Source organism: Jejubacter calystegiae, assembly GCF_005671395.1.
In the GTDB taxonomy this organism is placed as follows: Bacteria; Pseudomonadota; Gammaproteobacteria; order Enterobacterales; family Enterobacteriaceae; genus Jejubacter; species Jejubacter calystegiae.
Map to the genome: position 1 here is coordinate 5,147,399 of NZ_CP040428.1, position 25,699 is coordinate 5,173,097.

The 25,699-nt window shown below is 57.0% G+C and carries 27 protein-coding genes; 15 read left to right on the top strand and 12 right to left on the bottom strand.

Annotated features, from left to right (window positions below):
- The first annotated feature begins 348 nt into the window (after positions 1–348).
- From proV to proX, 3 genes are read left to right on the top strand one after another with little or no spacing between them, the layout of a single operon-like run.
- Positions 349–1,551, top strand: a complete 1,203-nt coding sequence (proV, locus tag FEM41_RS24245) for a glycine betaine/L-proline ABC transporter ATP-binding protein ProV (RefSeq protein ID WP_138099032.1) — start codon at positions 349–351, stop codon at positions 1,549–1,551.
- Positions 1,544–2,653, top strand: coding sequence for a glycine betaine/L-proline ABC transporter permease ProW (gene proW, locus FEM41_RS24250; RefSeq protein ID WP_138099033.1), 1,110 nt, complete (start codon positions 1,544–1,546; stop codon positions 2,651–2,653). Before proV ends, proW begins: the two co-directional genes overlap by 8 nt.
- Before the next feature lie 55 nt (positions 2,654–2,708).
- Complete coding sequence (gene proX / locus FEM41_RS24255) at positions 2,709–3,704, top strand: glycine betaine/L-proline ABC transporter substrate-binding protein ProX (protein ID WP_138099034.1); 996 nt, start codon at positions 2,709–2,711, stop codon at positions 3,702–3,704.
- 72 nt (positions 3,705–3,776) lie between these two features.
- On the opposite strand, the gene ppnP is transcribed toward proX, so the two are convergent.
- The 3 genes from ppnP to aroL all read right to left on the bottom strand — a co-directional run bounded on the left by ppnP (position 3,777) and on the right by aroL (position 5,563).
- Positions 3,777–4,067 carry a pyrimidine/purine nucleoside phosphorylase gene (gene ppnP, locus FEM41_RS24260; RefSeq protein ID WP_138099035.1) on the bottom strand — a complete coding sequence of 97 codons (291 nt, stop codon included), beginning with the start codon at positions 4,065–4,067 and terminating at the stop codon, positions 3,777–3,779.
- 63 nt (positions 4,068–4,130) lie between these two features.
- Positions 4,131–4,805, bottom strand: a complete 675-nt coding sequence (locus FEM41_RS24265; RefSeq protein WP_138099036.1) for an AroM family protein — start codon at positions 4,803–4,805, stop codon at positions 4,131–4,133.
- A gap of 233 nt (positions 4,806–5,038) precedes the next feature.
- Positions 5,039–5,563, bottom strand: coding sequence for a shikimate kinase AroL (gene aroL / locus FEM41_RS24270; protein WP_138099037.1), 525 nt, complete (start codon positions 5,561–5,563; stop codon positions 5,039–5,041).
- A 360-nt stretch (positions 5,564–5,923) separates the two neighbouring features.
- On the opposite strand from aroL, the gene FEM41_RS24275 reads away from it, so the two are divergent.
- Positions 5,924–6,676: a DUF2076 domain-containing protein gene (locus tag FEM41_RS24275; protein WP_138099038.1), complete on the top strand. Its 753-nt coding sequence runs from the start codon at positions 5,924–5,926 to the stop codon at positions 6,674–6,676.
- On the opposite strand, the gene FEM41_RS24280 is transcribed toward FEM41_RS24275, so the two are convergent.
- The gene (locus tag FEM41_RS24280; protein WP_138099039.1) at positions 6,673–7,125 is read right to left on the bottom strand and encodes a YaiI/YqxD family protein; all 453 of its coding nucleotides are present in this window, start codon (positions 7,123–7,125) and stop codon (positions 6,673–6,675) included. The two genes, FEM41_RS24275 and FEM41_RS24280, sit on opposite strands and share 4 nt — an antisense overlap.
- Positions 7,126–7,261: 136 nt before the next feature.
- On the opposite strand from FEM41_RS24280, the gene proC reads away from it, so the two are divergent.
- The gene (proC, locus tag FEM41_RS24285) at positions 7,262–8,071 is read left to right on the top strand and encodes a pyrroline-5-carboxylate reductase (RefSeq protein ID WP_138099040.1); all 810 of its coding nucleotides are present in this window, start codon (positions 7,262–7,264) and stop codon (positions 8,069–8,071) included.
- Between the two features lie 61 nt (positions 8,072–8,132).
- Here proC and FEM41_RS24290 read toward each other — a convergent pair whose 3' ends face one another.
- The 4 genes from FEM41_RS24290 to FEM41_RS24305 form a co-directional block, all read right to left on the bottom strand.
- Positions 8,133–8,447, bottom strand: coding sequence for a PsiF family protein (locus tag FEM41_RS24290; protein WP_138099320.1), 315 nt, complete (start codon positions 8,445–8,447; stop codon positions 8,133–8,135).
- Positions 8,448–8,681: 234 nt separating this feature from the next.
- Entirely contained in the window at positions 8,682–8,939 is a 258-nt protein-coding gene (locus tag FEM41_RS24295; RefSeq protein WP_168198859.1) for a sigma-S stabilization anti-adapter protein IraP, read from the bottom strand.
- Positions 8,940–9,154: 215 nt separating this feature from the next.
- Entirely contained in the window at positions 9,155–10,360 is a 1,206-nt protein-coding gene (locus tag FEM41_RS24300) for a multidrug efflux MFS transporter (RefSeq protein ID WP_138099042.1), read from the bottom strand.
- Between the two features lie 126 nt (positions 10,361–10,486).
- Positions 10,487–11,185: an extensin-like domain-containing protein gene (locus FEM41_RS24305; RefSeq protein WP_138099043.1), complete on the bottom strand. Its 699-nt coding sequence runs from the start codon at positions 11,183–11,185 to the stop codon at positions 10,487–10,489.
- Positions 11,186–11,321: 136 nt separating this feature from the next.
- On the opposite strand from FEM41_RS24305, the gene ddlA reads away from it, so the two are divergent.
- On the top strand, positions 11,322–12,419 hold the full coding sequence (ddlA, locus tag FEM41_RS24310; RefSeq protein ID WP_138099044.1) for a D-alanine--D-alanine ligase: 1,098 nt from the start codon (positions 11,322–11,324) through the stop codon (positions 12,417–12,419).
- Between the two features lie 27 nt (positions 12,420–12,446).
- Here ddlA and FEM41_RS24315 read toward each other — a convergent pair whose 3' ends face one another.
- Complete coding sequence (locus FEM41_RS24315; RefSeq protein WP_138099045.1) at positions 12,447–13,022, bottom strand: TetR/AcrR family transcriptional regulator; 576 nt, start codon at positions 13,020–13,022, stop codon at positions 12,447–12,449.
- A gap of 192 nt (positions 13,023–13,214) precedes the next feature.
- On the opposite strand from FEM41_RS24315, the gene FEM41_RS24320 reads away from it, so the two are divergent.
- From FEM41_RS24320 to FEM41_RS24330, 3 genes are all read left to right on the top strand, one after another.
- Positions 13,215–14,315, top strand: coding sequence for an MBL fold metallo-hydrolase (locus tag FEM41_RS24320; RefSeq protein ID WP_138099046.1), 1,101 nt, complete (start codon positions 13,215–13,217; stop codon positions 14,313–14,315).
- A gap of 35 nt (positions 14,316–14,350) precedes the next feature.
- Positions 14,351–14,698: a RamA family antibiotic efflux transcriptional regulator gene (locus tag FEM41_RS24325; protein WP_138099047.1), complete on the top strand. Its 348-nt coding sequence runs from the start codon at positions 14,351–14,353 to the stop codon at positions 14,696–14,698.
- A gap of 202 nt (positions 14,699–14,900) precedes the next feature.
- A complete protein-coding gene (locus FEM41_RS24330) occupies positions 14,901–15,212 on the top strand; it encodes a DUF2755 family protein (protein ID WP_138099048.1) in 312 nt (103 codons plus the stop codon).
- Here the strand turns inward: FEM41_RS24330 and FEM41_RS24335 are convergent.
- Together FEM41_RS24335 and sbmA are read right to left on the bottom strand one after the other, a co-directional pair.
- Positions 15,209–16,309 (bottom strand): DUF1615 domain-containing protein, encoded by a 1,101-nt coding sequence (locus tag FEM41_RS24335; RefSeq protein WP_138099049.1) that lies wholly within the window; start codon positions 16,307–16,309, stop codon positions 15,209–15,211. The two genes, FEM41_RS24330 and FEM41_RS24335, sit on opposite strands and share 4 nt — an antisense overlap.
- Before the next feature lie 75 nt (positions 16,310–16,384).
- Entirely contained in the window at positions 16,385–17,599 is a 1,215-nt protein-coding gene (gene sbmA / locus FEM41_RS24340) for a peptide antibiotic transporter SbmA (protein WP_138099050.1), read from the bottom strand.
- A 468-nt stretch (positions 17,600–18,067) separates the two neighbouring features.
- Between sbmA and ampH the strand changes: the two genes are divergently transcribed.
- The 6 genes from ampH (at position 18,068) to emrB (ending at position 25,041) form a co-directional block, all read left to right on the top strand.
- Positions 18,068–19,228: a D-alanyl-D-alanine-carboxypeptidase/endopeptidase AmpH gene (gene ampH, locus FEM41_RS24345; protein ID WP_421805511.1), complete on the top strand. Its 1,161-nt coding sequence runs from the start codon at positions 18,068–18,070 to the stop codon at positions 19,226–19,228.
- A 150-nt stretch (positions 19,229–19,378) separates the two neighbouring features.
- Positions 19,379–19,927, top strand: a complete 549-nt coding sequence (gene idi, locus FEM41_RS24350; RefSeq protein WP_138099052.1) for an isopentenyl-diphosphate Delta-isomerase — start codon at positions 19,379–19,381, stop codon at positions 19,925–19,927.
- Between the two features lie 119 nt (positions 19,928–20,046).
- Complete coding sequence (locus FEM41_RS24355) at positions 20,047–21,231, top strand: MFS transporter (RefSeq protein WP_138099053.1); 1,185 nt, start codon at positions 20,047–20,049, stop codon at positions 21,229–21,231.
- 410 nt (positions 21,232–21,641) lie between these two features.
- On the top strand, positions 21,642–22,172 hold the full coding sequence (gene mprA, locus FEM41_RS24360; protein WP_138099054.1) for a transcriptional repressor MprA: 531 nt from the start codon (positions 21,642–21,644) through the stop codon (positions 22,170–22,172).
- Between the two features lie 144 nt (positions 22,173–22,316).
- The gene (emrA, locus tag FEM41_RS24365; protein WP_138099055.1) at positions 22,317–23,489 is read left to right on the top strand and encodes a multidrug efflux MFS transporter periplasmic adaptor subunit EmrA; all 1,173 of its coding nucleotides are present in this window, start codon (positions 22,317–22,319) and stop codon (positions 23,487–23,489) included.
- Positions 23,490–23,505: 16 nt separating this feature from the next.
- Positions 23,506–25,041, top strand: a complete 1,536-nt coding sequence (emrB, locus tag FEM41_RS24370; protein ID WP_138099056.1) for a multidrug efflux MFS transporter permease subunit EmrB — start codon at positions 23,506–23,508, stop codon at positions 25,039–25,041.
- A gap of 64 nt (positions 25,042–25,105) precedes the next feature.
- Here emrB and luxS read toward each other — a convergent pair whose 3' ends face one another.
- A complete protein-coding gene (luxS, locus tag FEM41_RS24375; protein ID WP_138099057.1) occupies positions 25,106–25,621 on the bottom strand; it encodes an S-ribosylhomocysteine lyase in 516 nt (171 codons plus the stop codon).
- Positions 25,622–25,699 lie beyond the last annotated feature (78 nt).

Sequence of the window (25,699 nt, forward strand, 5' to 3'; positions counted from 1 at the left end):
TAATTGAATGGCCAATTAATAAAAAATAACGCCCGAATTATTTGAATTCGGGCCAAAAAAAACACACTATAAGCATTTGCTTATTACAAAAATTATCTTTAAAAATGGTGTTCATTTCTCCATCAGAAAAATGACCATTTTCTGCACCACATCACAAAAATAGCCTCATCGATTATCCACTCCGAGCCCTTGCCTCACGGTAAATTTACAACCATTAGCATATTCTCATGCAAAGTCATCTCAGGATATGAGGGTTGCCACAGAATCTGAGTATGTTAGGGTATAGCCTGAGTTTTATTTCACCAGGAATTTCAATATATTCAAATAAAAACAGGAATACGCTCTTTCATGGCAATTAAATTAGAAGTCAAAAATCTTTACAAGGTATTTGGGGAACATCCCCAACGGGCCTTCAAATATATAGACCAGGGTTTCTCAAAAGAGCAACTTTTAGAGAAAACAGGGCTTTCACTGGGCGTTAAGGACGCCAATCTGACCATTGAAGAAGGCGAGATCTTCGTCGTTATGGGGCTTTCCGGATCGGGAAAATCCACCATGGTACGCCTTCTCAATCGCCTGATAGAGCCCACCCGCGGCCAGGTACTGATCGATGGTGTGGATATCGCCAGAATATCGGAACCTGAACTCCGTGAGGTGCGCAGAAAAAAAATCGCCATGGTCTTCCAGTCCTTTGCGCTAATGCCCCATATGAATGTCCTGAATAATACAGCATTCGGTATGGAATTAGCCGGCGCCTCTCAGCAGGAGCGCCAGGAAAAAGCCCTCGACGCCCTGCGCCAGGTGGGACTGGAAAATTACGCGCACGCATACCCGGATGAACTTTCCGGCGGTATGCGTCAGCGCGTAGGTCTGGCCCGCGCCCTGGCCATTAATCCCGACATTCTGCTAATGGACGAAGCTTTCTCGGCGCTCGATCCCTTAATTCGCAGTGAAATGCAGGATGAATTAGTCAAACTCCAGGCTAAACATCAGCGCACCGTGGTCTTTATTTCCCACGATCTTGATGAGGCGATGCGGATTGGCGATCGCATTGCCATTATGCAAAACGGCGAGGTGGTTCAGGTCGGTACACCGGATGAGATCCTCAACAACCCGGCCAACGATTACGTTCGCACTTTCTTCCGCGGCGTTGATATCAGCCAGGTCTTTAGCGCCAAAGATATCGCCCGCCGGACACCGCGCGGCCTGCTGCGCAAGACCACCGGTTTTGGTCCCCGCTCGGCGCTGAAGCTGCTTCAGGACGATGCTCTGGAGTTCGGCTACATCATCGAGCGCGGCCAGAAATTTCTTGGCATCGTCTCTATCGACTCCCTGAAACGCGCGCTGGCGGCGGGACAGGGACTGGATGAGGCGCTGCTCGACTCTCCGGAGCCCGTGATGGCAGATACGCCACTCAGCGAGCTGCTCACCCCCGTCGGCCAGGCCCCCTGCGCGGTACCGGTCGTGGATGAGGCACAGCAGTACATCGGCATCATCTCCAAGGGGATGCTGCTGCAGGCATTAGATCGGGAGGGAGCAAACAATGAGTGAACAGAATAATCCATGGGGTAGCGCCGAAACGACTAACCAGGCCGCAGATGCCGCAAACCAAGCGCCGAATAACGGCGCAGACGCCGGTTCAGCCGCCGATGCCTGGGGCGCCCCGGCCCAGACGCCGCAGGACGGCGGCGGCGGTGCCGACTGGCTGAACAGCGCCCCCGCGCCGCAACCAGAACACTTCAACATCATGGATCCGTTCCACCATACGCTGATTCCGCTGGACAGTTGGGTCACCACCGCCATCGACTGGATAGTCACCCACTTCCGCCCGCTGTTCCAGGGGATCCGCGTACCGGTGGACTATATCCTGAACGCCTTCCAGCAAATGCTGCTGGGCATGCCGGCGCCAGTGGCGATTCTGATTTTCGCCCTGATCGCCTGGCAGATGTCGAGCCTGAGCATGGGGGTGGCGACCCTGGTGTCGCTGATCGTCATCGGCGCCATCGGCGCCTGGTCCCAGGCGATGATCACCCTGGCGCTGGTGCTGACCGCGTTGCTGTTCTGCGTGGTGATAGGTCTGCCACTTGGGATCTGGCTGGCGCGTAGCCCCCGAACCGCGAAGATCGTGCGCCCGATACTCGACGCCATGCAGACCACGCCAGCCTTCGTCTATCTGGTACCGATCGTCATGCTGTTCGGTATCGGCAACGTGCCCGGGGTGGTGGTGACCATTATCTTCGCCCTGCCCCCCATCGTGCGTCTGACGATCCTGGGGATTAACCAGGTGCCTGAAGATCTGATCGAAGCCGCGCGATCTTTTGGTTCCAGCCCGCGTCAGATGCTGTTTAAGGTTCAGCTGCCGCTGGCGATGCCCACCATTATGGCCGGGGTTAACCAGACCCTGATGCTGGCGCTGTCGATGGTGGTGATTGCCTCAATGATTGCCGTTGGCGGTCTGGGTCAGATGGTACTGCGGGGGATCGGCCGACTGGATATGGGTCTTGCCTCGGTGGGCGGCGTGGGGATCGTGATCCTCGCGATTATCCTCGACCGACTGACCCAGTCCATCGGCCGCGATGCCCGCAGCCGCGGTAGCCGCCACTGGTATCATTCTGGTCCGGTGGGTCTTCTGATGCGTCCCTTCACCAAATAAGCGTCGGGCGGCTTCGCAGCCGCCTGCTCTGCTCCCACAAACAAAAGGAATAACGATGAAACATTCTGTCCTGTTTGCCACAGCCTTTGCCACACTGGTCTCTACCAGCGCCTTTGCCGACGCCCTACCGGGCAAAGGAATCACTGTAAAACCGGTGCAGAGCACCATTACCGAAGAGACTTTCCAGACCCTACTGGTCAGCCGCGCGCTGGAAAAACTGGGTTATACCGTCGATAAACCGGGCGAAGTGGATTACAACGTCGCCTACACTTCCATTGCCTCTGGCGATGCCACCTTCCTGGCCACCAACTGGCAGCCCCTGCACGATGATATGTACAAGGCCGCCGGCGGCGATAACAAGTTCTACCGCGAAGGCACCTTTGTAACCGGCGCAGCCCAGGGGTATCTGATCGATAAAAAGACCGCCGATAAGTACAAGATCAAGAGTATCGATCAGCTTAAAGACCCCAAAATCGCCAAACTGTTCGACTCTAACGGTGACGGCAAGGCGGATATGACCGGCTGTAACCCGGGCTGGGGCTGTGAAACGGTGATCAACCATCAGCTTAAGGCCTTCGGTCTGGAAAAAACCGTGACCCATAATCAGGGCAACTATGCGGCGATGATGGCGGATACCATCACCCGCCACAAAGAGGGCAAGCCGATTCTGTACTACACCTGGACGCCGTACTGGGTCAGTGATGTGATGAAGCCGGGCAAAGACGTGGTCTGGCTGCAGGTGCCTTTCTCCTCAATGCCTGGCGAGCAGAAAGATATCGATACCAAACTACCGAACGGCACCAACTACGGCTTCCCGGTGAACGTGATGCATATCGTCGCCAATAAGGCATGGGCCGCGAAGAACCCGGCTGCGGCAAAACTGTTCGCCATCATGAAGCTGCCGCTGGCCGATATCAACGCCCAGAACGCGATGATGCATGACGGTAAATCATCCGAAGCGGATATCAATAACCACGTCGATGGCTGGATCAAAGCCCATCAGGCGCAGTTCGACGGCTGGATCAAACAGGCGCTGGCTGCCCAGAAGTAACGGATAGCTGATTGCAAAAACGCCCGCGTTCGTAATGGTCGCGGGCGTTATCGCGTGAGCATAGTTTCACGATCATCGCACCAGATAGCGGCACAGATAAGCCACCGGCTCCGCCACCTGCAGATGGAAACCGCTCTGCGCCGGTACGGTGAAAACCGAGCCGGAGCTAAAGGTTTTCCAGGCCGCCTCGCCAGGCAGCAGCACCTTTAACGCGCCGCTGACCACGGTAAACTCTTCCGGCTGCGCGGTATCGAAGGTATATTCCCCTACCGACATCACCCCCACACAGGCCTGTCCGGCGCTGGCGCTGGTAAAGCCGATGGATTTCACTTTCCCCAACAGATAATCATTGCTGTTAAGCATAAGGCCTCCCCCGTTGCCCTCTGGGAAGACTATAGTTGCCAGCGGCAATCCCCGCCACAGCGCTTAAACCAACAGCTCCGAAGTCAGACGCGCCAGTAGCATATGCGACAGCAGCACCGGCACATCCAGCGCCCGCTGTAGCAGGTCGCGATGATGCTGATGAAAACCCAGGCTGTCGAGCACCAGCACATCGGCTCCACGCTGTACCAGCTCCCTTCCTGCGCCGACCAGGGCGCTGTCATCGCTCAGAGAAGCCGCGGGGGTATAAAGGGGCGAATTCCCCAGCTCCCGCCACTTTTTCTGCTGGAACGAGAGCAGCTCCGGCGTTGGCAACAGGATCCCCACCTGATGCCCTTCTACGATCGAGGCCACCAGCGGCGGGATCAGTCGGTCAGGCACCAGCAGCATCGCATTGCGGGCGCTAAGCCGGGTGTAGCGGCCATTCCCCAGTACCAGAATGACGTCATAGTCCTGGTTATCCAGGAGCTCGATCATCCCCTGTAGCGCCAGTTCGACCTTATTGAGTGAGAGCTGTACCAGTTCGCCATCCCTGAGCAGCGCCAGCACGGTCTCTTCACCCGGGGCGGCGCCGTAATCCTCCAGTGCCTCTTCGCGGGTCAGCCGCCCTAACAGACTGATATGCGTGATTTGTTGTTCAGTGATATGTTCGGTTAAAAGTGGCATGACTTCACCCACCGGCACGACGCCGGCGGTGACAATCGCCAGGGATGTGTTCATCTTGCTCGCCTTTTTTGCCAACCACTACTTTTCGGATACGGCCGCCAGCGCGCACGTGCCAACGGTCGATTATAAATTAACCACAAGCCTGGCACGTTACGGGAAATGTTTCGTTAAAAAGATTAACGAAATGTCAACCGTTGCGCTTTAATCCCATGAAGTCACAGGTAAAAACGATGAGCAAAAGGAATAATTAATGTGCGGCGGGACACCGCACACGGGAAGTCAGGAAACTAGCAGGCATCTGCCAGTCGCAGCGCGCACAGAATCTGCGTCACCACCTGCTGCGGCGGAAGGCTGGCATCCACCACATGATGGGCAGCTTCGCGGTACAGGGCATCGCGGGCTGCCAGGACCTCGGCCACTTCATCGCTAATCCCACGGCCGGTCAGGGTTGGCCGCTGGCCCTCTTCCGGGAAAGCCTCCAGCCTTCTGGCCAGTTCGGCCACCGACGCCTCTAAATAGATAACCACGCCGCGTTCGCGCATAAAGCGACGATTATGGTCAGCCAGCACCATACCGCCACCGGTCGCGATCACCTGTTCGGGGGCCGTTACGGCCTGTAGAGCCTGGGATTCCCGCTGGCGAAAACCGGCCCACCCTTCACCTTCCACAATCTGCGCTACGTTCATTCCGGCATTCTGTTGCAGCCAGTGATCGGTATCGGCAAAGCGATAGTTAAGGGCCTGCGCCAGCTCGCCGCCAACCGTGGTTTTACCGCAGCCACGTGCACCGACTAAAAACAGGGGTTGTGTCATGGGTGGAAAATCCTCTCTCTCCGTCGTCCTTGTCGGTCCAGGTTTGTGACTGGGGGTCGAAACTGGGATCATATCAGCTGGCTAGTACAGAGAAAAGTGTAACGTAAATAATACAGTGCAACGTTGACGGTACGCGCCTGATAACCAGAAAAGTCTAACGTATTTATCAACTGTAAACTTTATGTACCAAATAGCAGCCCACCTTACCGAAAGTGGCCATCGTGCTCAACCTTTTCCTGCCAGATAAGAATGAGATGTCCGTTAACATATTTCCGCAAACCTTTACCCGGCTTCCCGTTTACAGCTCGCCATTTTACGGCAAACTGGTAACCGTATTGAGAATGATGGAGCCAGGAAACTATGCAATCTGAAGAACAACGCCTGATCGATGGGCTTTTTGATCGTCTGCAGCAGGCGCAGGATAACAGCACAGCACGCGATGAAGCGGCCGAATCACGGATTAATGAGCATCTGAAGCGTCAGCCTGCCGCCCCCTACTATATGGCGCAGACTATCCTGATCCAGGAAGCGGCGGTGAAACAGCTCAATGCCCGAATTCAGGAGCTGGAATCTCAGGTTCGCGAACTGGAACAGGCCAAACCGGCCAGTGGCGGTTTCCTGGCCGGGCTGTTCGGCGGCGGCCAGCAGAGCACGCCGACGCGTCAAACCGCCAGCGCCGCGCCTCATGGTGGTAGCGCCCCCATTCCCGGCACCAGCCAGTACCAGCAAAGTGCCGCACCGGGTGGTTATGCCCAGTCGGCAGCGCCTCAGGCGACTCGCGGCGGCGGCTTTATGGCTGGCGCCCTACAGACGGCGGCAGGCGTGGCGGGCGGCGTGGTACTGGGTAATATGCTGACCGGCATGTTCCAGCATTCCCAGCCGCAGGAGATCGTGAACATCATTAACGAGCCCGAGCCACAGGCGAATGATGCCGCCAGCACGACGGCCGATAACCCGGCGGCTGACAACTCCGCAGCCGACAACGATCGGGGCGACGACGCGTTCCAGGACGCCAGTGTCACTCAGGATGACGGCGGCGACTGGATGAACTTCGGCGACGACGATTTTGGCGGCGACGGCGACTTTGGCGGTGACGACGACAGCTGGCTCTAACCCCTCCTGGCCGCCTGCAGCCACTTGTCCAGTTCAGCGGCAAACTGCTGGCGGTCGCGCGGACTGAGCGTTGCCGGTCCGCCGGTTTGAACGCCGCTACTGCGCAGCGTTTCCATAAAGTCACGCATCGTCAGACGTTCACGGATGGTCGCCGGGCTGTAGCGTTCACCGCGCGGGTTAAGCGCTGCGGCCCCCTTTTCCAGCACCTCGGCGGCCAGCGGGATATCAGCGGTGATAACCAGATCTCCGGCTGCGCAGCGGCGCACAATTTCGTTATCCGCCACATCAAAGCCCGACGCCACCTGCAGGGTGCGGATCATTGGGGAAGCGGGCACCCTGAGCGCCTGATTCGCCACCAGAGTGACGGGAATTTGCGTCCGCATCGCCGCCCGGTACAGCACCTCTTTAATTACGTTCGGACAGGCATCCGCATCCACCCAGATTTGCATTATCTACTCCACGTTCCACTGATATGACCCATTGGGGAAAATCGTCAGTCTTCCCATTATGCGCCCTCCCCCTACATCAGGAGGGCAAGCTGCGATACTCTATCATTACTTGAGAGACAAATGACGGAGTGATGCTGTGGATAAGAAAATCGGTTTTATTGGTTGCGGCAACATGGGCAAGGCCATCCTGGGGGGCATTATCGCCAGTGGCCTGGTCTCCGCCGGTCAGATCTGGGTCTATACGCCGACGCAGGAAAAAGTCGATGCCCTGCGCGAGCAGTTCGGCATCAACGGCGCCCAGAGCGCGCAGGAGGTGGCTCAGATTGCCGATATCGTGTTCGCCGCCGTAAAGCCCAATATCATGCTGAAGATGCTGACCGACATCGCCTCAAGCCTGAGTAAAGACTCTCTGGTTATCTCTGTCGCCGCGGGTATCACCCTCGATCAGCTGGCGATGGCCCTGGGCCACGATCGCAAAATTATCCGCGCTATGCCGAACACCCCGGCGCTGGTGAATGCCGGTATGACCTCGGTCACTCCGAATGCGCTGGTTACCCCGGAAGATACCGCCGATGCGGTAAATCTGTTCCGCGGCTTCGGCCAGGCGGAGGTGATTTCGGAAGAGATGATTCACCCGGTAGTCGGCGTGAGCGGATCGGCGCCAGCTTACGTCTTTATGTTTATTGAAGCCATGGCCGACGCCGCAGTACTCGGCGGTATGCCCCGCGCTCAGGCCTATAAGTTTGCTGCTCAGGCGGTGATGGGATCGGCGCGAATGGTGATGGAAACCGGAGAACATCCGGGCGTGCTGAAGGATATGGTGTGCTCACCGGGCGGCACCACTATTGAGGCGGTCCGCGTGCTGGAACAGAAAGGACTACGCTCCGCCGTTATCGAAGCGATGGAACAGTGCATGGCAAAATCCCGCCAGATGAGCAAGTCCTGATACCTGCTTCCATAAAAAACGCCCCGGTTTATCGCCGGGGCGCGCTGTTATGCTTCACGCATTACGCCTTTTTCAGGCAGTTACTCATAAAACTCTTGCGCGCATCGCCGCTCAGAGATTTCTTCGCGGCATCGGCGTTACAGCGCTTCATTTTAGCCTGCTGAGGCGTAAGTTTTTTCTCTGCCTGCGCTGCATCTTTTTTCAGGCAATTGCTCATAAAGCTTTTACGCTCATCGCCTTTCAGACTTTTCGCGCCCGCCTGCTGATTACAGACGGTCATCCGCTGCTGTTGCGGCGTCGCCTGCTTTTCCGCAGCCTGCACGCTGGCGCCACAGGCCATACCAATAACGACCATTGCCATAAACAATTTTTTCATCATGCGATCCTTTTTTATTGTGCGCGCTAAATAGTGGCCCGACATTAAGAAAAAAGCCAGGGAAAAGAGATTACAGCCCTGATCGTTTCACATGTTCAACATTATCCTGAAAATGCACCAACAATAACCAGCACGCCACATTGCCGAATCCGGTGTTTACGAAATAAAACCGGATCATGATAGAAATAGCAGGTGACGATATTATGACAGCGGAGAGCGATTAATTAGGCTGGTTCAGGATGCCTGGCTGAGTAGTCTTTGCAGGTGATGCTGCAATAATTCCGGCGTGTAAACGTTTGCATTCATGTTTTTCCGGTAGCGATCGACTTCCGTCTCGACATTATCCACCAGCGCCTGTCGTTGCGGAGCGTCAAGCCCCCCCAGTAGCGCAGTAACAACCACTTCAAGCGCCCCAAGACGGGCAGCGATATCGTTGGTCTGGGCCTCTTTTTCAGCCAGATTAACCAATAGCTCGGCAATTAAGTTTTTCATGAGATGATTCCCACGAGGATTCTTTAACACCAACTTAACACTCATGCAGGATAAATCCCAGAGGCGGATAGCATATTTTTTTCAGGTCGGTGAGAGAATGTGCGAAACTGCAAAGAATCCGCGGCAGCGAAACGTTTTTACTGTCGCAGTTCACAATTACCGACCATTTTAGTCAGGAAATAAATGTGCAGTTTATATATCAGTTAACAATAATCTTATATTGTTTTTGATGCCGCCTTCTGCTGCTTCAGCGTTCGCCCCAGATGCCACAGATTAACTAACACTACCAGCGCCGTGGCGATAAACACCCAGCGATAGCCCGCCATTGCCGATACTCCGGCCCCCATAAGCGGCCCTACGACATTTCCCAGGTACATAAAGGACTGGTTATAACCAAAAATACGCCCGGTCACCTGCTCGCTGACATTTCTGACCAGCAGCGTCTGCACCGCGGGCAGCATAGCGCCATCGGCAAATCCCAACAGAAAACGCAGCACCGCCAATTGCACAGGGGAAGTGACAAATGACATGGCGAAGAAAAGCACCGCCGCCGCCGCCAGGGTCGCCACCAGTATACGGGAGGTACCGATACGATCCCCCAACCGCCCCAGACGCGGCGCGGAAATCAGCGCCGAGATGCCGGGCACCGCAGCGATCAGACCGCTCATAAAGGCGATATTGTTGCTGTCCGGCGCCATATTTTTAATAAACAGCGCCAGAATCGGCCCTACAGAGCCGTTACACAACTGAATCACCATGGTGGTCACAAACAGGCTGATGATCAGTTTCGGATAAGGCAACGACGCAAACACCGCCTTACCGCTCAGGCGTTCGCTCTTTGTCTGGGCCGGACGGGCCCCTTCATGAATCAGCAACAGCGTCACGGTAAAACTCACCATCAGCAGCCCGGCCGTCACCAGAAAGACGGTGCGTAACCCCAGATGATCAGCCATAAAGCCCCCCAGCAGCGGCCCGGCGATCACGCCGCTAATCTGGGCCGTAGAAAGCGTACTTAACGCCCAACCGCTGCGATCGCGCGGGACCTGTGATGCCACCAGCGCCATCGCATTAGGAATATAACCGGAAGTCAGCCCCATCAAACCACGCAGCAGGAACAGCTGCCAGACGTTACTGGCAAAGGCCTGTAGCAGAATCGCTACCGCCATACCGGCGGAGGCGCGCAGCAGCATCAGTTTGCGCCCTTTACGATCCGCCAGGCTCCCCCACATAGGCGAGACGATAGCCGAAACCAGAAAAGTGATGCTGAATGTCAGACCGGACCAGAGGGATAGCGCTTCGTGGGAAGTCACTCCTAATTGGGCGACGTAAAGTGGCAGAAACGGCAGAATCTGGCTGATGGCCAGGCCGGTGAAGAAACAGCCGAACCAGACCGATATTAGGTTGATCTTCCACTTTTCCATCAGGGGGAGTTACTCAGCAAGTCAAACGTCAATCAAAAAGAGATAAAAGCGTAGCAGAAAGCGCACCCCGGGATGGCGCACCCGATGCCCTTCCTCCAGGCGGTGCGATTTTATCATACAAACGGATTAGCGACACAGACCGAAGCCATTCACCCCAAGGTGAAAGTGGTCGGCATGGGCGGCGTTAAACTCCGGTCCCAGCGAATTGCCGAAATAAGGGCACCCCTGGTAAAACAGTTCCCGTAATAGTACGCCGCGCTGCCCGTCTTCCGGCCAGTCCTTCAGAATATTGATGCGCTGCCCGTCGGCAAAACGAAAGCCGCGCACATCCAGGGCATCGGCGCTGGCGTGTTCACTGCGCCGCCCTTCGCTGCGGTGGTAAATATTGCGGCAGGCATAGCTGCCGATATGGTCGATACGGGTGAGCGCACTGCCCTGTAACTGACCGGCCAGCTTCGCTCCCCGCTGATGCCAGAACATCACGCTGCGTAGCGCCAGCGGACAGCTGGCCAGAAAGGGACCGCTTAGCGCGATAGCGCCAAAATTCGCCACCCGAACCCGATCGTGCAGCGGACACTCGCCGCCGCCGTCCGGCTGGTGACGCCAGCCTATCATCCCCCTGGCGCGCGCAGTCTCCAGCAGCGCAAAACAGCGCTGAGGCTGTGATTCCAGCCCGCGCAGCTTATAGCGGGTCACAAGCGTCGGGGGGGCGTCCAGGGTCAGAGGCGCCCACGGATTGTATTGCGGGGGTATCGCGCCAGTGCCCCACCAGGCAAACGTCGCCGCCAGCAGCATGAAAATCAGGAAACCTCCCCATTTTGCCATGGCAGAATCCGGCTCTTCGCGTAGAGAATAATCAGTATAGAAGGTTGTGCCATATTGAACGCAGGAAGCAGATGAAGCCCTGTGGGGAGCGTGCTATTTTGTCTGCTTTGCACCATTTTCTTATAGGGTTTCTGACATGGCAAAACTACGGGTGGGTATCGTGTTCGGCGGCAAATCGTCCGAGCACGAAGTGTCGTTACAGTCGGCGAAGAATATTGTCGATGCACTGGATAAAACGCGCTTTGAACCGGTGCTGTTAGGCATGGATAAAACAGGCCGCTGGCAGTTAAACGCGCCCGACAGCTGGCTCAATCACGCCGACTCCCCGGCGCATATCGCGTTGAATCCCTCTCCACACCTTCTTGCCCTGCTGCCGGGAAGCGAAGCGCCAGCGCTGACCGATACCCTGAGCGGCGACGCTCTGCCGGTAGACGTCATCTTCCCAATCGTGCACGGCACCCTCGGCGAGGATGGCTCCCTGCAGGGCATGCTACGGATGGCGAATCTGCCGTTTGTCGGCTCTGACGTGCTGGGCTCGGCGGCCAGTATGGATAAAGATGTGGCCAAGCGCCTGCTGCGCGACGCCGGTCTCAATGTGGCGCCTTTCGTCACTCTGAGGCCAGCCATCCGCGACAGTGTCGACTTTGCCGCCCTCAGCCAGCGTTTCGGGCTGCCGATATTCGTTAAACCCGCCTGTCAGGGCTCTTCGGTGGGCGTCAGCCGCGTGACCAGCGCACAGGAGTACCAGGCGGCTCTGGATCTGGCTTTCCGCTTCGATACCAAAGTGATTGTCGAACAGGGGATTCAGGGGCGTGAGATCGAATGCGCCGTACTCGGCAATGATCAGCCCCAGGCCAGCACCTGCGGCGAGATCGTGGTCAGCGCCCAGTTCTATAGCTATGACGCGAAATACATCAGCGACAACCAGGCCAACGTGGTGGTGCCCGCCGATCTGCCCCCGGAAATCAACGACCGCATTCGCGCCATTGCCGTCCAGGCATATCAGGCGCTGGAATGCTGCGGCATGGCCCGGGTGGATGTGTTCCTGACGCCGAATAACGAGGTCATCGTCAACGAAATCAATACGCTACCCGGCTTTACCAATATCAGCATGTACCCCAAGCTGTGGCAGGCCAGCGGCATCGGTTATCGCGACTTAATCAGCCGCCTGATCGACCTGGCTCTGGAACGCCATGCCCAACACAGCGCCCTGGAAAGTTCCGTCGTTCTCTGACATTGCAACAGGCGGGGACCGCCCCGCTTAGTCGTTGGCCAACGCCCGCCACATGGTTTCAAAACCAATGCTTTTCACTTCGCTGGCACGCTCAGGATCGCGGCTGGCGAAGGCGATGGTGGTTTCCGCCAGCGCCATAAACATCCGATCGCCAAAAGTCCGGTAGGTGTCACTGCGAAACACCGGCCGTACCTGCTGTTCGCACAGATCGTTGAGTTCAGGAAATTGTTCGTCGGCCTGACGGCGGATAGCGTCATCGATCTTATCGCTGACTTCCAGCTGGCAGACGGCCCGGTAACCGTCCGGACACTCCATCCCCCAGTCGATATAGCTGTTCCAGATATTATTCAGCAATACCTTCGGGTGTGAATTCTGGAGATCCAGCTCGCCCAGGATCCGCTGGCAAAGCAGCTGTTTCAGGTGCAGGTAAAGCGCTCGCAGCAGTTCGTCCTTAGTGGCAAAGTAGCGAAACAGGGTTCCTTCTGCCACCCGGGCGCCGCGCGCTATCATGGCGGTAGAGGCGCCGATACCGGCGTGGGCGATGGCAATAGTCGCCGCTTCCAGTAATGCCTGTTTCTTATCTTCACTTTTTGGACGAGCCACTCGTTTTACCTCCCGTGGGTTCTGATTGCCGCGAATTGAATCACGGCTTACCGCCAGACCGCAACCTCAACCGTGCGCCTAATAATTTCCTTGACGGAAAACAGCTCGCCCATATAATGAGTGTTTACTCACTCATATTCAACTTATTGTCAGTGCTGACTAAAAATCTGTGAGTCGTCTGGCACCCTGGTCATGAGAATTTTCATTATTAGCGCGGTGATTATGATGTCGCTAGCAACTACAGTAGGAATGACGCTCAGTTTTGCGCCCGGTTTTGGTCGGGCGCCGGACGGTGCCCATCAGGCGCTGCTGGCCCGCTCGCCCAATTTTTACGACGGCCAGTTCCATAATGCGCTGCCAACGCCGATGTTGACCGGCGATAAAAGCCGAACCCGACTGCTGCTGGAGATGCTGTTTCGCGCTAAAGAGGGGCTTCGCCCTGACGCCCCGCTTCCTTATTTCCCTACCGATCTGCGTACTCTGGATCCCCGACAGGAGATTATCGTCTGGCTTGGCCACTCCTCCTGGTATCTGCAGATGGGCGGCAAACGTATTCTGATCGATCCGGTATTTAGCGACTACGCCGCGCCCTTCTCTTTCGTGAACAAGGCCTTTTCCCGCGCCCTGCCCTGGCAGGCCGAGACCATGCCCGAGATCGACACGCTGATAATCTCTCACGATCACTACGATCATCTGGATTACGCCACGATTAAGGCGCTATTGCCGAAGATTCGCCAGGCGCTGGTGCCGCTCGGCGTGGGATCGCACCTGCGCCACTGGGGTATGGCCCCTGCCAGAATTATTGAATCCGACTGGCACCAGAGCTGGCCGCTGTCAGATACGCTGAATGTGCACGTGCTGCCCGCCCGCCACTTTTCCGGCCGCGGCCTGAAGAGCAACCAGACGCTGTGGGCCAGCTTTATGTTCGCCACGCCGGACAGCAAGATTTACTACAGCGGCGACAGCGGCTACGGACCGCACTTTAAAGAGATTGGCCAACGCTTTGGCGCTATTGATATCGCCATTATGGAAAACGGTCAGTACGACCCGAGCTGGAAACATATTCATATGATGCCGGAAGAAGCGGCGCAGGGGGCCAGCGATCTGAATGCCCGCGCCGTTATTCCCGGCCACGCCGGGCGCTTTGTACTGGCCAATCATAAATGGAACGACCCCTGGCGGCGCCTGGTGGCTGCCGCCGCTGAAAAGCCCTGGACGCTGCTAACGCCGCAGATGGGGGAAGTCGTCCGGACAGACCACCAGCAGCCGTTCACCACCTGGTGGCAAAAATAATAACGTCGCACCTGCCGCAAAAAGGGAGAGAAACTATGTCCATTCCGCATCAGGTCATTGAAACGCTGATCGACTGGATCGATGATAATCTGCACCAGCCGTTGCGCATTGATGACATCGCCCGCCACGCTGGCTATTCCAAATGGCACCTTCAACGCCTGTTCCTTCAGTACACCGGACAGAGCCTGGGTCGCTATATCCGTGAAAGAAAGCTGAAGATGGCGGCGCGGGATCTGCGCAATACCGATGAGAAGGTGTTTGATATCAGTCTTAAGTATGGCTACGAGTCGCAGCAGACCTTTACCCGTATCTTTACCAGGACCTTCCACCAGCCGCCGGGAGCATACCGTAAACAGATGCCGGTTCAGCGCTGTCAGCGCTGAACCGGCCCTAAGTGCGGAAAATCTCAAATATTACCGTACGGAAATAAAAGTTACATAAATGTGAAATGGAGCAGAAATTGCGACTCCAGGAGCATTCTGTACCCGAAATTACCAGCAATCCGATATTGACAATCCCTATGACCTGCCACACTGACCATTACGGGTTACATCCCGCATTCAGGACAGTATCCCCGGAGGTTATATGGCAGACTTTACTTTATCGAAACCGGCGGTGACCGGTACGAAAGGGAAAGGATCTCCCCTGGGCAACGTCGCCTACGCACTTTTCGTGCTGTTTTTTTTCTGGGTCGGCTCACTGCTGGTCGATATGCTGATCCAGGCGCCCGGCGTCTTTGAACATCTGATGCAGAACAGCGATACCACCCGCCCACAGATTGAAATGGGACTTGGGGTTGGCAGCCTGTTCGGGATTGGGGTTTTTGCCCTTGGCGCCCTGCTGGTGGGCGCCTCGGTAACCGCGTTACGCCTGCGGCGTCGTCATCTACGCCGCTAGCGAGCCATACAGCGAGCCCGGCGATCGTCCACCCGTTTCGCAAACCATGCGGTGGTCAGATTGCGGGTGATCTTCGGGCTCTCCAGAGTAATCCCCGGCAAAATAGCCCGCGGCAGTTTTCTGCCGCTGCGCTTTTCCGCCAGCGCAAAGACTTTCTCGTAAAGCGACTCTTCTTCAAACTCCAGGGTATCGCCCTGCTTCAGCGCCTGATGGATCTCGCTATTGCTCATATCGAGCTGTGACGCCAGCCGACGTACCGCCAGTTCAGTCTTACCCGGCTCGTCGCTGTCATAGCGGATCAGATCGCCATCCAGCGCCAGTTTTACGCCGCTGGCCTTACTGACCGCCTGCTGGAAGGCGGCATTACGGCTGGCGTACCAGCCGGCGTTAAAGTCGGCAAAGCGATAGAGAGGCCGGTCATAGTTGGCCGGATAGTTCAGCAGGTGATAAGTACCGAACCACAGGCCGCCGCGCCGGGTAAACACTTCCTGGCGTACGGTACCGGTTATCTTCCACGGATAGCCGTCCTGGTGCTGTTCGGCAAAGGCGATGCTGACCTGCATCGGCCCGCCGGTATGGACCGGGTTCAGACGCCCGAACAGCTTCTGTCCCAGCGGCACCATATCGATAAAGTCATCGAATATAGCGCTCAGCTCCCCTTCGCTCCTCACGCGATCCAGACGCTCGGCGTAACTCTTCCCGGTGGGGGACTTCACCGATAGCGCCGCCCGCACCATAAACTCCGGCACGTAAAGCTTACCGGCGCGGCGGTAGATCTCCTGCCAGGCAATTTTACTCAGATTCGGCACCGTGGGATCGCTCTGATACGTGGACTCCTGAGCCGCCACCGCCAGCACCGAACAGACGTTCTCTTCGGTGGGCGCCAGCCCCTGGCTGGAGAAGGTGGTGGCGATATCCCGGGCCCAGGCATCACGATCCTTTACGCTGGCCGGCATTTTCTGACGTACGGTGGCAGCCACGTCGACGGGCTTTACCCCTTCAGGCAGCGGCTGCGCGCGTTGTTGACTACAGCCCGCCAGCACCAGCGCGGCCAGTATCCCGATGGCAGGTAGCCGCAAGCGTCGATGATTCTCCATAGATTTCCTTCCAAATTGCGGGTTCGCTGCCGGCGAGCCTGCCATTATGCCGCTGTGCCGTCAACGCCCGCGCCTTCAGGCTTCCTGAATCATCTGCGGCTGCGGCACATCCAGATGGTGCTCGAAGCTGCGCAGACGCTTGTAGATCGACATCAGCTCCACCAGGGTGGTCCAGGAGAGAATCAGATACTGGAACGCTTCCCTCACCTGGCCGAACACATTGAGGATCTGGGTCATCAGTCCCAGAGTAATGGCCCCGGCCGCAATCGACGGAAACAGCACGATCAGGCCGAAAACATTATCCAGTTGCATATAGAGAATGCGGGCGATATTAAAGTACATATAGTGGAAGTAGAGCCGGAAGTAGTTACGGCGCACCGAGTGAAACAGCTCACCCAGCGTGGGCGGCGCAGCACGGGTGGGATCGTCTTCGCCGTAGACCAGCTCCTTTCGGTAGGCCGCCTCCACTCGCTGATTATTAAACTCCAGACCGGGCAGCTTGATCCCTACCAGCGCCAGCAGCGCGGTACCCATCAGCGCCCAGACCACGCCCGCCACCACCAGCGGATACGGAATCTGTCCCACCACCGGTAACTCTTTAATATGGGGAGAGAGCGCCACCAGCACCGGCAGAAAGGCGAACAGCGTGACCACCGCCTTAAGCAACTGGCTGCCCACATCTTCCAGCGTCGTGGCGAAACGCATGGTATCTTCCTGCACGCGCTGGGCCGCCCCTTCAATATGGCGCAGTCGCTGCCAGTGCGCGGTATAGTACTGATTCATGGCGGTACGCCAGCGAAAGACGTAATGGCTAACGAAGAAATTATTCAGTACCGATACCACGACGGCGATCAGCGCAATTCCCAGAAAGACGCCTATCTCGCTGTAAAACTGATTAATCCGCACTTTACCCGGCGAGGTTAACGCCTGCTGGATCAGATCGTAGAACGGCGCATACCAGGCGTTAACCGCCAGCCCCACCTCCACCAGAAACCAGGTGACGAAGACAATAAGCGCACTACCTGGTATCGACCAGTACTGCCAGCGGTGCGGCGCCCGGATAAACCAGAATCCGGCGAACAGCGCGGTACAGGCCCAATAGTAGCCGTAAAACAGCAGATAACTGGCGGACCAGAAACGGGCTGCACTGATCGGTACCTGCTCGCTGGCGCCGACGATATGATTCAGCCAGCGTTCACCGCCCAGCTGCCAGAACAGGATAGTTACCAGCATCCAGATAAGCGCCGAAGAGAAAAACAGCGCCGGACGCGGAAAAAAAGATTTAAACATCAATAAAACTCCAGCATAAACACGAATCGCCATAGCGGCGGCGCAGGAATCCCGCCCCGCGCAGGTGACCAAACCCACAGAAGATAACGTGAAGCGAGTCACAGTAACGTCAGAATCTTGTATCAAACCGTGAAGCAGGTTGACGATGGACAAGAGTACGTCTTAAGTAATTCCTTATAAAAGGCGTTCTGCCTTGCTGGATCGCACGAAAGAGCACCTCCGGGAACTTTCCTCACCCACGCCAGCGGCGGCCGTTGGCTCTGTCGGTACGCTCAGGTAAAAAAGGGTTACCCGTGAAACGACAGGTTACGTTTTTTTTCGTGCGATAACGCGCACCTGTGCTGGCAAAGCGCCACATCGTGATATAAACACCAATAGTCTTAAGTTAAAAATTGTACACTCACTGGACGGATTGCATTGAAACATCGTTTTCTCTCTTTTGCCGCTATCGCTCTGGCGGCACTTCCCATCGCTAGCCGGGCGGCACAGGCGCCGGACCCGCTGTCCACCGCAGATATCGCCGAGCGTTACGCCAATCATATCTTCTACGGAAGCGGCGCCACAGGCATGGCGATGGTCGTTATTAACGGCAACCAGCGCGTCTTTCAGAGCCTGGGGGAAACCCGCCCCGGCAACAATGTGAAGCCGCGGCTCGATTCGGTGATCCGCGTTGCCTCTCTGACCAAGCTGATGACCAGCGAAGTGATGGTTAAGCTGCTCGACCAGGGGGTGGTGCAACTCGACGATCCGCTCAGCAAATACGCGCCGCCTGGCGCCCGGGTGCCTACCTATCACGGCGAACCCATCCGGCTGGTTAACCTGGCGACCCATACCAGCGCCCTGCCCCGCGAACAGCCAGGCGGCGTCTCTCCCCGCCCGGTCTTTATCTGGCCTACCCGCCAGCAGCGCTGGAACTGGCTGGAATCGGCCAGCCTGAAACACGCCCCCGGCAGTCAGGCCGCCTACTCTAACCTGGCCTACGATCTGCTGGCCGATGCCCTGGCGCGCGCTTCAGGTAAGCCGTATCCCAAACTGTTCGATGAGCAGATCGCCCGTCCACTCGGGATGAAAGACACCACCTTTACCCCTTCGCCGGATCAGTGCGGAAGGCTGATGATCCCCGAACGTGGCGCCAGCCCCTGTAACAATACGCTGGCCGCTGTCGGCAGCGGCGGTATCTACTCCACGCCGGACGATATGATGCGCTGGATGCAGCAGTTCCTGGCATCCGACTTCCATTCCAGAAGCAGCCAGGCGGATCGCATGCAGACGCTGATCTACCAGCGTAGCCAGTTTGCTAAAGTGATTGGCATGGACGTACCTGGCCGGGCCGATGCCCTGGGGCTGGGCTGGGTCTATATGAAACCGAAAGACGGCAGGCCGGGAATTATCCAGAAAACCGGCGGCGCCGGGGGTTTTATCACCTATATGGCGATGGTGCCGGAGAAAAACGTCGGCGCCTTTGTGGTGGTGACCCGCTCCCCCCTGACCCGTTTTTCCAGTATGAGCGACGGGATTAACGATCTGGTCAGCGAGCTGAGCGGCAGCGCGACATCGCAGCCCCAGCCGGTTCTGACCCGCACCGATATTAACCCCGCAGGTGCGGTAAGCCAGAGCGCATCGCGTTAATCAGCCACTGGCGCCCCCTGGGCGCCAGTGGTACGCAGAAGAAAGCATCTGTCGACAAATCGCTACGGGTTTAACCGCAAGTTATGTTCTTATACGGATAATAGGGTCATTTATCATTATCGCCACACAATCGAACTGCGCGGAGTAACGATGAATCAACCTGATGAACAGGTCCTGCTGCTGGATGACAATCTGCGCGTTATCGGGACTGAAGCCAAATCCCGGGTGCACAGCGACCACACGCCCCTGCATCTGGCCTTTTCCAGCTATGTCTTTAATCAGCGCAACGAGCTGCTGCTGACCCGCCGCGCCCTGAGTAAAAAAGCCTGGCCCGGCGTGTGGACCAATTCGGCCTGTGGACACCCCATGCCGAACGAAGAGATGAGCGATGCCGTCAAGCGCCGCTGCCAGTGGGAGCTGGGGCTGACCATTCCACAGCCGCAGCTTATCGATAACGACTATCGTTATTTCGCCGTCGATGCCAGCGGTATTATCGAAAACGAATACTGCCCGGTCTGGTTTACCCGCACCGATAGCGAACCGCAGCCACGCCCGGACGAAGTGATGGATTACAGTTGGGTCCCCGTCGATCGCCTGCTGGCAGGCGTTAGCGCCATTCCCGCCGCTTACAGCCCCTGGCTGGTCGGGCAGCTGGCGCGCCCGGCCATCCGCCGTGCGCTGGAGGCCCTGCCCTTGTAACGCCAGCCAGGCCGTCGTGTGGCACAATCCGACACCTGAAAACCGTAAGTTCAGGGTGGCAGCGCCGCGAATATTCACTATTATTGTGCGCTCCATCCCCCATCGAACGCTAAAATCGAATGACCCAACAAGATCGAGGCATTAGCCCCTCGCTGACGCTGCTACTGTCCGTCGCCACCGGCCTTGCCGTCGCCAGTAACTACTACGCGCAGCCGCTGCTGGACACCATCGCCAGCGCCTTTTCCCTGTCGGTAAACCAGGCCGGTTTTATTGTCACCACGGCCCAGTTGGGTTACGCCGCCGGGCTGCTATTCCTGGTACCGCTGGGAGATATGTTTGAACGTCGCAGCCTGATCGTGGCGATGACGCTACTGTCCGCTGGCGGTATGCTGATCACTGCCCTCAGCCAGAATCTGGCGCTAATGATTCTGGGTACCGCGCTGACCGGGCTGTTTTCGGTGGTCGCGCAGATTCTGGTCCCCCTTGCTGCAACCCTGGCGGCTCCTGAGCGCCGCGGTCGGGTGGTGGGCACCATTATGAGCGGCCTGCTGCTGGGTATACTGCTGGCGCGCACCGTGGCGGGCCTGCTGGCAAGCCTTGGGGGCTGGCGTACCGTCTACTGGGTGGCCAGCGCTCTGATGGCGCTGATGGCAGTCGCCCTGTGGCGCGGTCTGCCGCGGGTGAAAGAGCACAACACCCTGAATTACGGTCAGCTATTGGCCTCCATCTTTAGCCTGTTCGCCCACGATCGCCTGCTGCGTACCCGTGCCCTGCTGGGTTGCCTGACCTTTGCTAACTTCAGCATCCTCTGGACCTCAATGGCCTTTCTGCTGGCGGCGCCGCCGTTTAACTATTCCGAAGGGATCATCGGCCTTTTTGGTCTGGCCGGTGCGGCAGGCGCTCTGGGCGCCAGACCGGTCGGCGGGCTGGCCGATAAGGGCAAAGCTCACCTGACCACCAGCGGCGGGCTGCTGCTGCTACTGCTCTCCTGGGGAGCGATCGCGCTGGGCCAGTGGTCCATCCCCGCACTGATCCTGGGGATTGTGGTACTGGATCTCACCGTTCAGGGGGTACATATCACCAACCAGAGCGTGATCTATCATGCACACCCACAGGCGCGTAATCGCCTGACGGCGGGCTATATGACCAGCTACTTTATCGGCGGCGCCGCTGGTTCGCTGATTTCCGCCAGCGCCTGGCAGCAAGCGGGCTGGAATGGCGTGTGCGGCGCGGGCGCGCTGGTTTCGGTGCTTGGGCTGCTGGTCTGGTGGCACGGTTACCATCGTCAGGAAAGCGTCACCTGAAGGGACAGGCCGCCGACGTCCACTCAAATTGCGACTGTTAAGGCGGCCTGGAGTTTGCTAATGTAGGCCCTGTATTTTTATTCAAACATAATGCTTATTACATCCTGGCAGACATATCACACATGGTTCCCCCTTTATTTCAACCTGCTCAGATTAACTTCGTTCTGTATCCTTCCATTGCACATTTATTCAAAATCATTAGCGATACCTCTGATTATTCCTGGTTTTTCCCCTGAGGACTCCCGCTTTCCCCGGGAGTATGATGTGATGAAATCGCTGTATGGCGCGCCACTCGCGGCCTGTGCGACCATTCAGGCATCGCCCGTTATCCACACTTAAGAAAATAATACATTTACTTTATTTATCACCGTCGTTACTATATCTGCTGCAATTAATGAGGTTATGCCCAAATGGATAGTTCGTTTTCGCCCATAGAACAGATGCTTAAGTTTCGTGCCAGCCGTCACGAAGCTTTTCCCTATCAGGAGATTCTCCTGACTCGTCTTTGCATGCATATGCAAGGAAAGTTGCTGGAAAACCGCAACAAGATGCTGAAGGCTCAGGGAATTAACGAGACTTTATTCATGGCGCTGATCACGCTGGAATCTCAGGAAAACCACAGCATTCAGCCGAGTGAGCTGAGCTGCGCGCTGGGCTCTTCCCGCACCAACGCCACCCGTATCGCCGACGAGCTGGAAAAGCGCGGCTGGATCGAGCGCCGCGAAAGCGATAACGATCGCCGCTGTCTGCATCTGCATCTTACGCCGAAGGGCCACGAGTTCCTGAACCAGGTGCTACCGCCGCAGCACAGCTGCCTGCATCACCTTTGGTCGTCGCTCTCCGACAGCGAAAGAAATCAACTTGAGCAGATTACCCGTAAGCTACTCACCCGGCTCGACCAGATGGACGAGAAATCCTTTCAACCCGAAGCCATGGACTAAGGCCGGAATAGCTGCGCGCTGAACCCTCGTTCAGAATAACTGTGTTTTTTACATGCAGGCCAGCACAGCAGTGTGCTGCCCTTTATGGCTAAACGGCCCAGTATTTCGGGCTCCAATAATATAATAAGTAGAGCGGAGATAAGCATGAGCGCACATGCGGAAACTCAAACGCCACAACAGCCGGCTGGGAAGAAAGGTAAGCGCAAAGTTGCGCTTCTTCTGCTCACCCTGCTGTTTGTGGTTTTGGCAGTAGCATATGGTATCTGGTGGTTCCTGGTTCTGCGTCACTATGCAGAGACCGACGACGCTTACGTTGCCGGTAATCAGGTGCAAATTATGTCCCAGGTTTCGGGCAGCGTCACCAAAGTATGGGTGGACGATACCGATTTCGTGAACAAGGGCGACGTCCTGGTGACGCTCGATCCCACTGATGCCAGGGAGGCATTTGAAAAGTCGAAGACCGCGCTAGCTAACAGCGTGCGCCAGACCCGTCAGTTAATCATCAACAGCAGACAATATCAGGCCAATATCGCGGTGAAACGTACTGCGCTGGCCCAGGCCCAAACCGACCTTAATCGCCGGATTCCGCTGGGCAAAGACAACCTGATCGGCCGTGAAGAGCTGCAACACGCGCGTGATTCGGTTGCCAGTGCCCAGTCTCAGCTTGATGCCGCGATAGAGCAGTACAACGCCAATCAGGCGATGATCCTCGATACCCCGCTGGCCGAACAGCCCGCCGTGAAACAGGCCGCGACGGAAGTGCGCAACACCTGGCTGGCGCTGGAGCGTACCCGCATCGTTAGCCCGATGACCGGCTACGTCTCACGCCGTGCCGTGCAGGTTGGCGCGCAGATCGGCACCAGTACCTCGCTGATGGCTATCGTACCCGCCACCGGCCTGTGGGTCGACGCCAACTTTAAAGAGACCCAGCTCGCCAATATGCGCATCGGCCAACCGGTAACGGTTGTCAGTGATATCTATGGCGATAAGGTGGAGTACAAAGGCAAAGTCGTTGGGCTGGATATGGGGACAGGCAGCGCCTTCTCCCTGCTGCCAGCGCAGAACGCGACCGGTAACTGGATCAAGGTGGTTCAGCGCCTGCCAGTGCGTATTGAGCTGGATCAGCAGCAGCTTAAGCAGTATCCGCTGCGTATCGGCCTTTCTATGCTGGTGAAGGTTAATACCAGCGATAGTCGCGGCCCGATGCTGGCAACCCAGACCCGCAGCAAACCCGCTTATGAAAGCGATGCCCGCGAGCTGGCGTTGGCCCCCGTCAATCAGTTGATCGACAACATCATCCGCGCAAACGCGGGCTAACGCGGCGGAGGCAACCATGCAACAACAGAAACCGCTGGAGGGAGCGCCGCTGGCCCTGATGACCATCGCGCTGGCGCTGGCGACCTTTATGCAGGTGCTGGACTCCACCATCGCGAACGTCGCCATCCCGACCATCGCCGGTAACCTTGGCTCATCATTGAGCCAGGGGACCTGGGTTATCACCTCCTTCGGGGTGGCTAACGCCATCTCGATTCCGCTGACCGGTTGGCTGGCGAAGCGGGTGGGTGAAGTGAAGCTGTTTCTCTGGTCAACAATCGCCTTTGCCGTCGCCTCATGGGCCTGCGGCGTCTCCAACAGTCTGGAGATGCTAATCCTGTTCCGCGTGATTCAGGGGGTGGTGGCCGGGCCGCTGATTCCGCTGTCTCAGAGTCTGCTGCTCAGCAACTATCCACCCGCTAAACGTAACGTCGCGCTGGCGCTGTGGGCTATGACGGTGATCGTGGCGCCCATCTGCGGCCCGATCCTCGGCGGCTGGATCAGCGATAACTACCACTGGGGCTGGATCTTCTTTATTAACGTTCCCATCGGGATTATCGTAGTGCTGATGACGCTCCAGACCCTGCGCGGGCGGGAGACCAGAACCGAACGTCGCCCCATCGACGGTATCGGCCTGGGTCTGCTGATACTGGGCATTGGTAGCCTGCAGGTGATGCTGGACCGCGGTAAAGAGCTGGACTGGTTTAACTCCACCGAGATTATCGTACTGACGATTGTGGCGGTGGTGGCGATCAGTTTCCTGATTGTCTGGGAGCTGACCGACAAGAATCCCATTGTCGATCTGTCGCTATTCAAGAGTCACAACTTCACCATCGGCTGCCTGTGTATCAGTCTTGCCTATATGCTCCACTTCGGCAGTATCGTGCTGCTACCACAGCTGCTACAGGAAGTGTACGGCTATACCGCCACCTGGGCGGGGCTGGCCTCGGCGCCAATTGGCATTATTCCGGTGCTCCTGTCGCCGCTGATTGGGCGCTTCGCTCATAAGCTCGATATGCGCCAGCTGGTGACCTTCAGCTTTATTATGTACGCGGTCTGTTTCTACTGGCGCGCCTGGACTTTCGAGCCGGGTATGGATTTTGGCGCTTCGGCGTGGCCTCAGTTTATTCAGGGTTTTGCAGTAGCCTGCTTCTTTATGCCGCTGACCACCATCACTCTTTCCGGCCTGCCTCCGGAGCGTCTGGCCGCGGCATCAAGCCTGTCTAACTTTTCCCGAACCCTGGCGGGCTCCATTGGTACCTCCATCACCACCACCATGTGGACCAACCGCGAGTCGATGCACCACGCCCAGTTAACGGAGTCGGTCACACCCTACAACCCGAGCGCCCAGGCGATGTACGACCAACTACAGGGCATGGGGATGAGCCATCAGCAGGCTTCCGGCTGGATAGCCCAGCAGATCACCAATCAGGGGCTGATTATCTCCGCCAATGAGATCTTCTGGGCCTCCGCCGGTATCTTTGTGCTACTGCTGGGGCTGATTTGGTTCGCCCGACCACCGTTCAGCGGCGGCGGCAGCGGCGGCGCCCACTAACCCACCACGAAAAAAAGGGAGCCTTTATGGCTCCCTTTCTCTTTGCGACAGCGTTAGCATTACGCTAGATATGCAGCTCCTGCAGCTTCTCTTTCGGCAGCGCAAGCTCATCGTTACTGTTGACCTGAACGTCGCGATCGAGGATATGACGAGCAATCTCCTGCGCTTCATCCAGCGAGTGCATCTGGTAAGTACCGCACTGGTAAACATTAAGTTCCGGGATCTGATTCTGATCCTGCACTTTTAGCACATCGGCCATCGCCGCTTTCCATGCTCCGGCTACCCGCTGCTCACCCGGCGTACCAATCAGGCTCATATAAAAACCGGTGCGGCAGCCCATTGGCGAGATATCGATAATCTCCACGCCGTTGCCGTTCAGGTGATTACGCATAAAGCCGGCGAACAGGTGCTCCAGGGTGTGGATCCCTTTTTCCGGCATCACTTCCTTATTGGGCACGCAAAAGCGCAGGTCAAACACGGTGATAGTATCGCCATGCGGTGTGTTCATAGTCTTGGCTACGCGCACCGCCGGCGCCCCCATACGGGTGTGGTCGACTGTGAAGCTATCCAACAACGGCATCTGGTCACCTCCGATTAGTGATTTTTTTTGAAATTAACTGAACTATTCGTTCCTGCGCGAGTCTGAATCTATGAAAGA

Coding starts and splice junctions, on each gene's coding strand:
- proX (WP_138099034.1), top strand. CDS start 2,709: ATGAAACATTCTGTCCTGTTTGCCACAGCCTTTGCCACACTGGTCTCT.
- FEM41_RS24265 (WP_138099036.1), bottom strand. CDS start 4,805: ATGAACACATCCCTGGCGATTGTCACCGCCGGCGTCGTGCCGGTGGGT.
- ddlA (WP_138099044.1), top strand. CDS start 11,322: ATGGCAAAACTACGGGTGGGTATCGTGTTCGGCGGCAAATCGTCCGAG.
- emrB (WP_138099056.1), top strand. CDS start 23,506: ATGCAACAACAGAAACCGCTGGAGGGAGCGCCGCTGGCCCTGATGACC.
- ppnP (WP_138099035.1), bottom strand. CDS start 4,067: ATGCTTAACAGCAATGATTATCTGTTGGGGAAAGTGAAATCCATCGGC.
- sbmA (WP_138099050.1), bottom strand. CDS start 17,599: ATGTTTAAATCTTTTTTTCCGCGTCCGGCGCTGTTTTTCTCTTCGGCG.
- FEM41_RS24335 (WP_138099049.1), bottom strand. CDS start 16,309: ATGGAGAATCATCGACGCTTGCGGCTACCTGCCATCGGGATACTGGCC.
- FEM41_RS24295 (WP_168198859.1), bottom strand. CDS start 8,939: ATGAAAAACTTAATTGCCGAGCTATTGGTTAATCTGGCTGAAAAAGAG.
- FEM41_RS24290 (WP_138099320.1), bottom strand. CDS start 8,447: ATGAAAAAATTGTTTATGGCAATGGTCGTTATTGGTATGGCCTGTGGC.
- FEM41_RS24305 (WP_138099043.1), bottom strand. CDS start 11,185: ATGGCAAAATGGGGAGGTTTCCTGATTTTCATGCTGCTGGCGGCGACG.
- FEM41_RS24275 (WP_138099038.1), top strand. CDS start 5,924: ATGCAATCTGAAGAACAACGCCTGATCGATGGGCTTTTTGATCGTCTG.
- FEM41_RS24325 (WP_138099047.1), top strand. CDS start 14,351: ATGTCCATTCCGCATCAGGTCATTGAAACGCTGATCGACTGGATCGAT.
- FEM41_RS24300 (WP_138099042.1), bottom strand. CDS start 10,360: ATGGAAAAGTGGAAGATCAACCTAATATCGGTCTGGTTCGGCTGTTTC.
- aroL (WP_138099037.1), bottom strand. CDS start 5,563: ATGACACAACCCCTGTTTTTAGTCGGTGCACGTGGCTGCGGTAAAACC.
- FEM41_RS24280 (WP_138099039.1), bottom strand. CDS start 7,125: ATGCAAATCTGGGTGGATGCGGATGCCTGTCCGAACGTAATTAAAGAG.
- idi (WP_138099052.1), top strand. CDS start 19,379: ATGAATCAACCTGATGAACAGGTCCTGCTGCTGGATGACAATCTGCGC.
- luxS (WP_138099057.1), bottom strand. CDS start 25,621: ATGCCGTTGTTGGATAGCTTCACAGTCGACCACACCCGTATGGGGGCG.
- FEM41_RS24330 (WP_138099048.1), top strand. CDS start 14,901: ATGGCAGACTTTACTTTATCGAAACCGGCGGTGACCGGTACGAAAGGG.
- emrA (WP_138099055.1), top strand. CDS start 22,317: ATGAGCGCACATGCGGAAACTCAAACGCCACAACAGCCGGCTGGGAAG.
- proV (WP_138099032.1), top strand. CDS start 349: ATGGCAATTAAATTAGAAGTCAAAAATCTTTACAAGGTATTTGGGGAA.
- proW (WP_138099033.1), top strand. CDS start 1,544: ATGAGTGAACAGAATAATCCATGGGGTAGCGCCGAAACGACTAACCAG.
- mprA (WP_138099054.1), top strand. CDS start 21,642: ATGGATAGTTCGTTTTCGCCCATAGAACAGATGCTTAAGTTTCGTGCC.
- FEM41_RS24355 (WP_138099053.1), top strand. CDS start 20,047: ATGACCCAACAAGATCGAGGCATTAGCCCCTCGCTGACGCTGCTACTG.
- FEM41_RS24320 (WP_138099046.1), top strand. CDS start 13,215: ATGAGAATTTTCATTATTAGCGCGGTGATTATGATGTCGCTAGCAACT.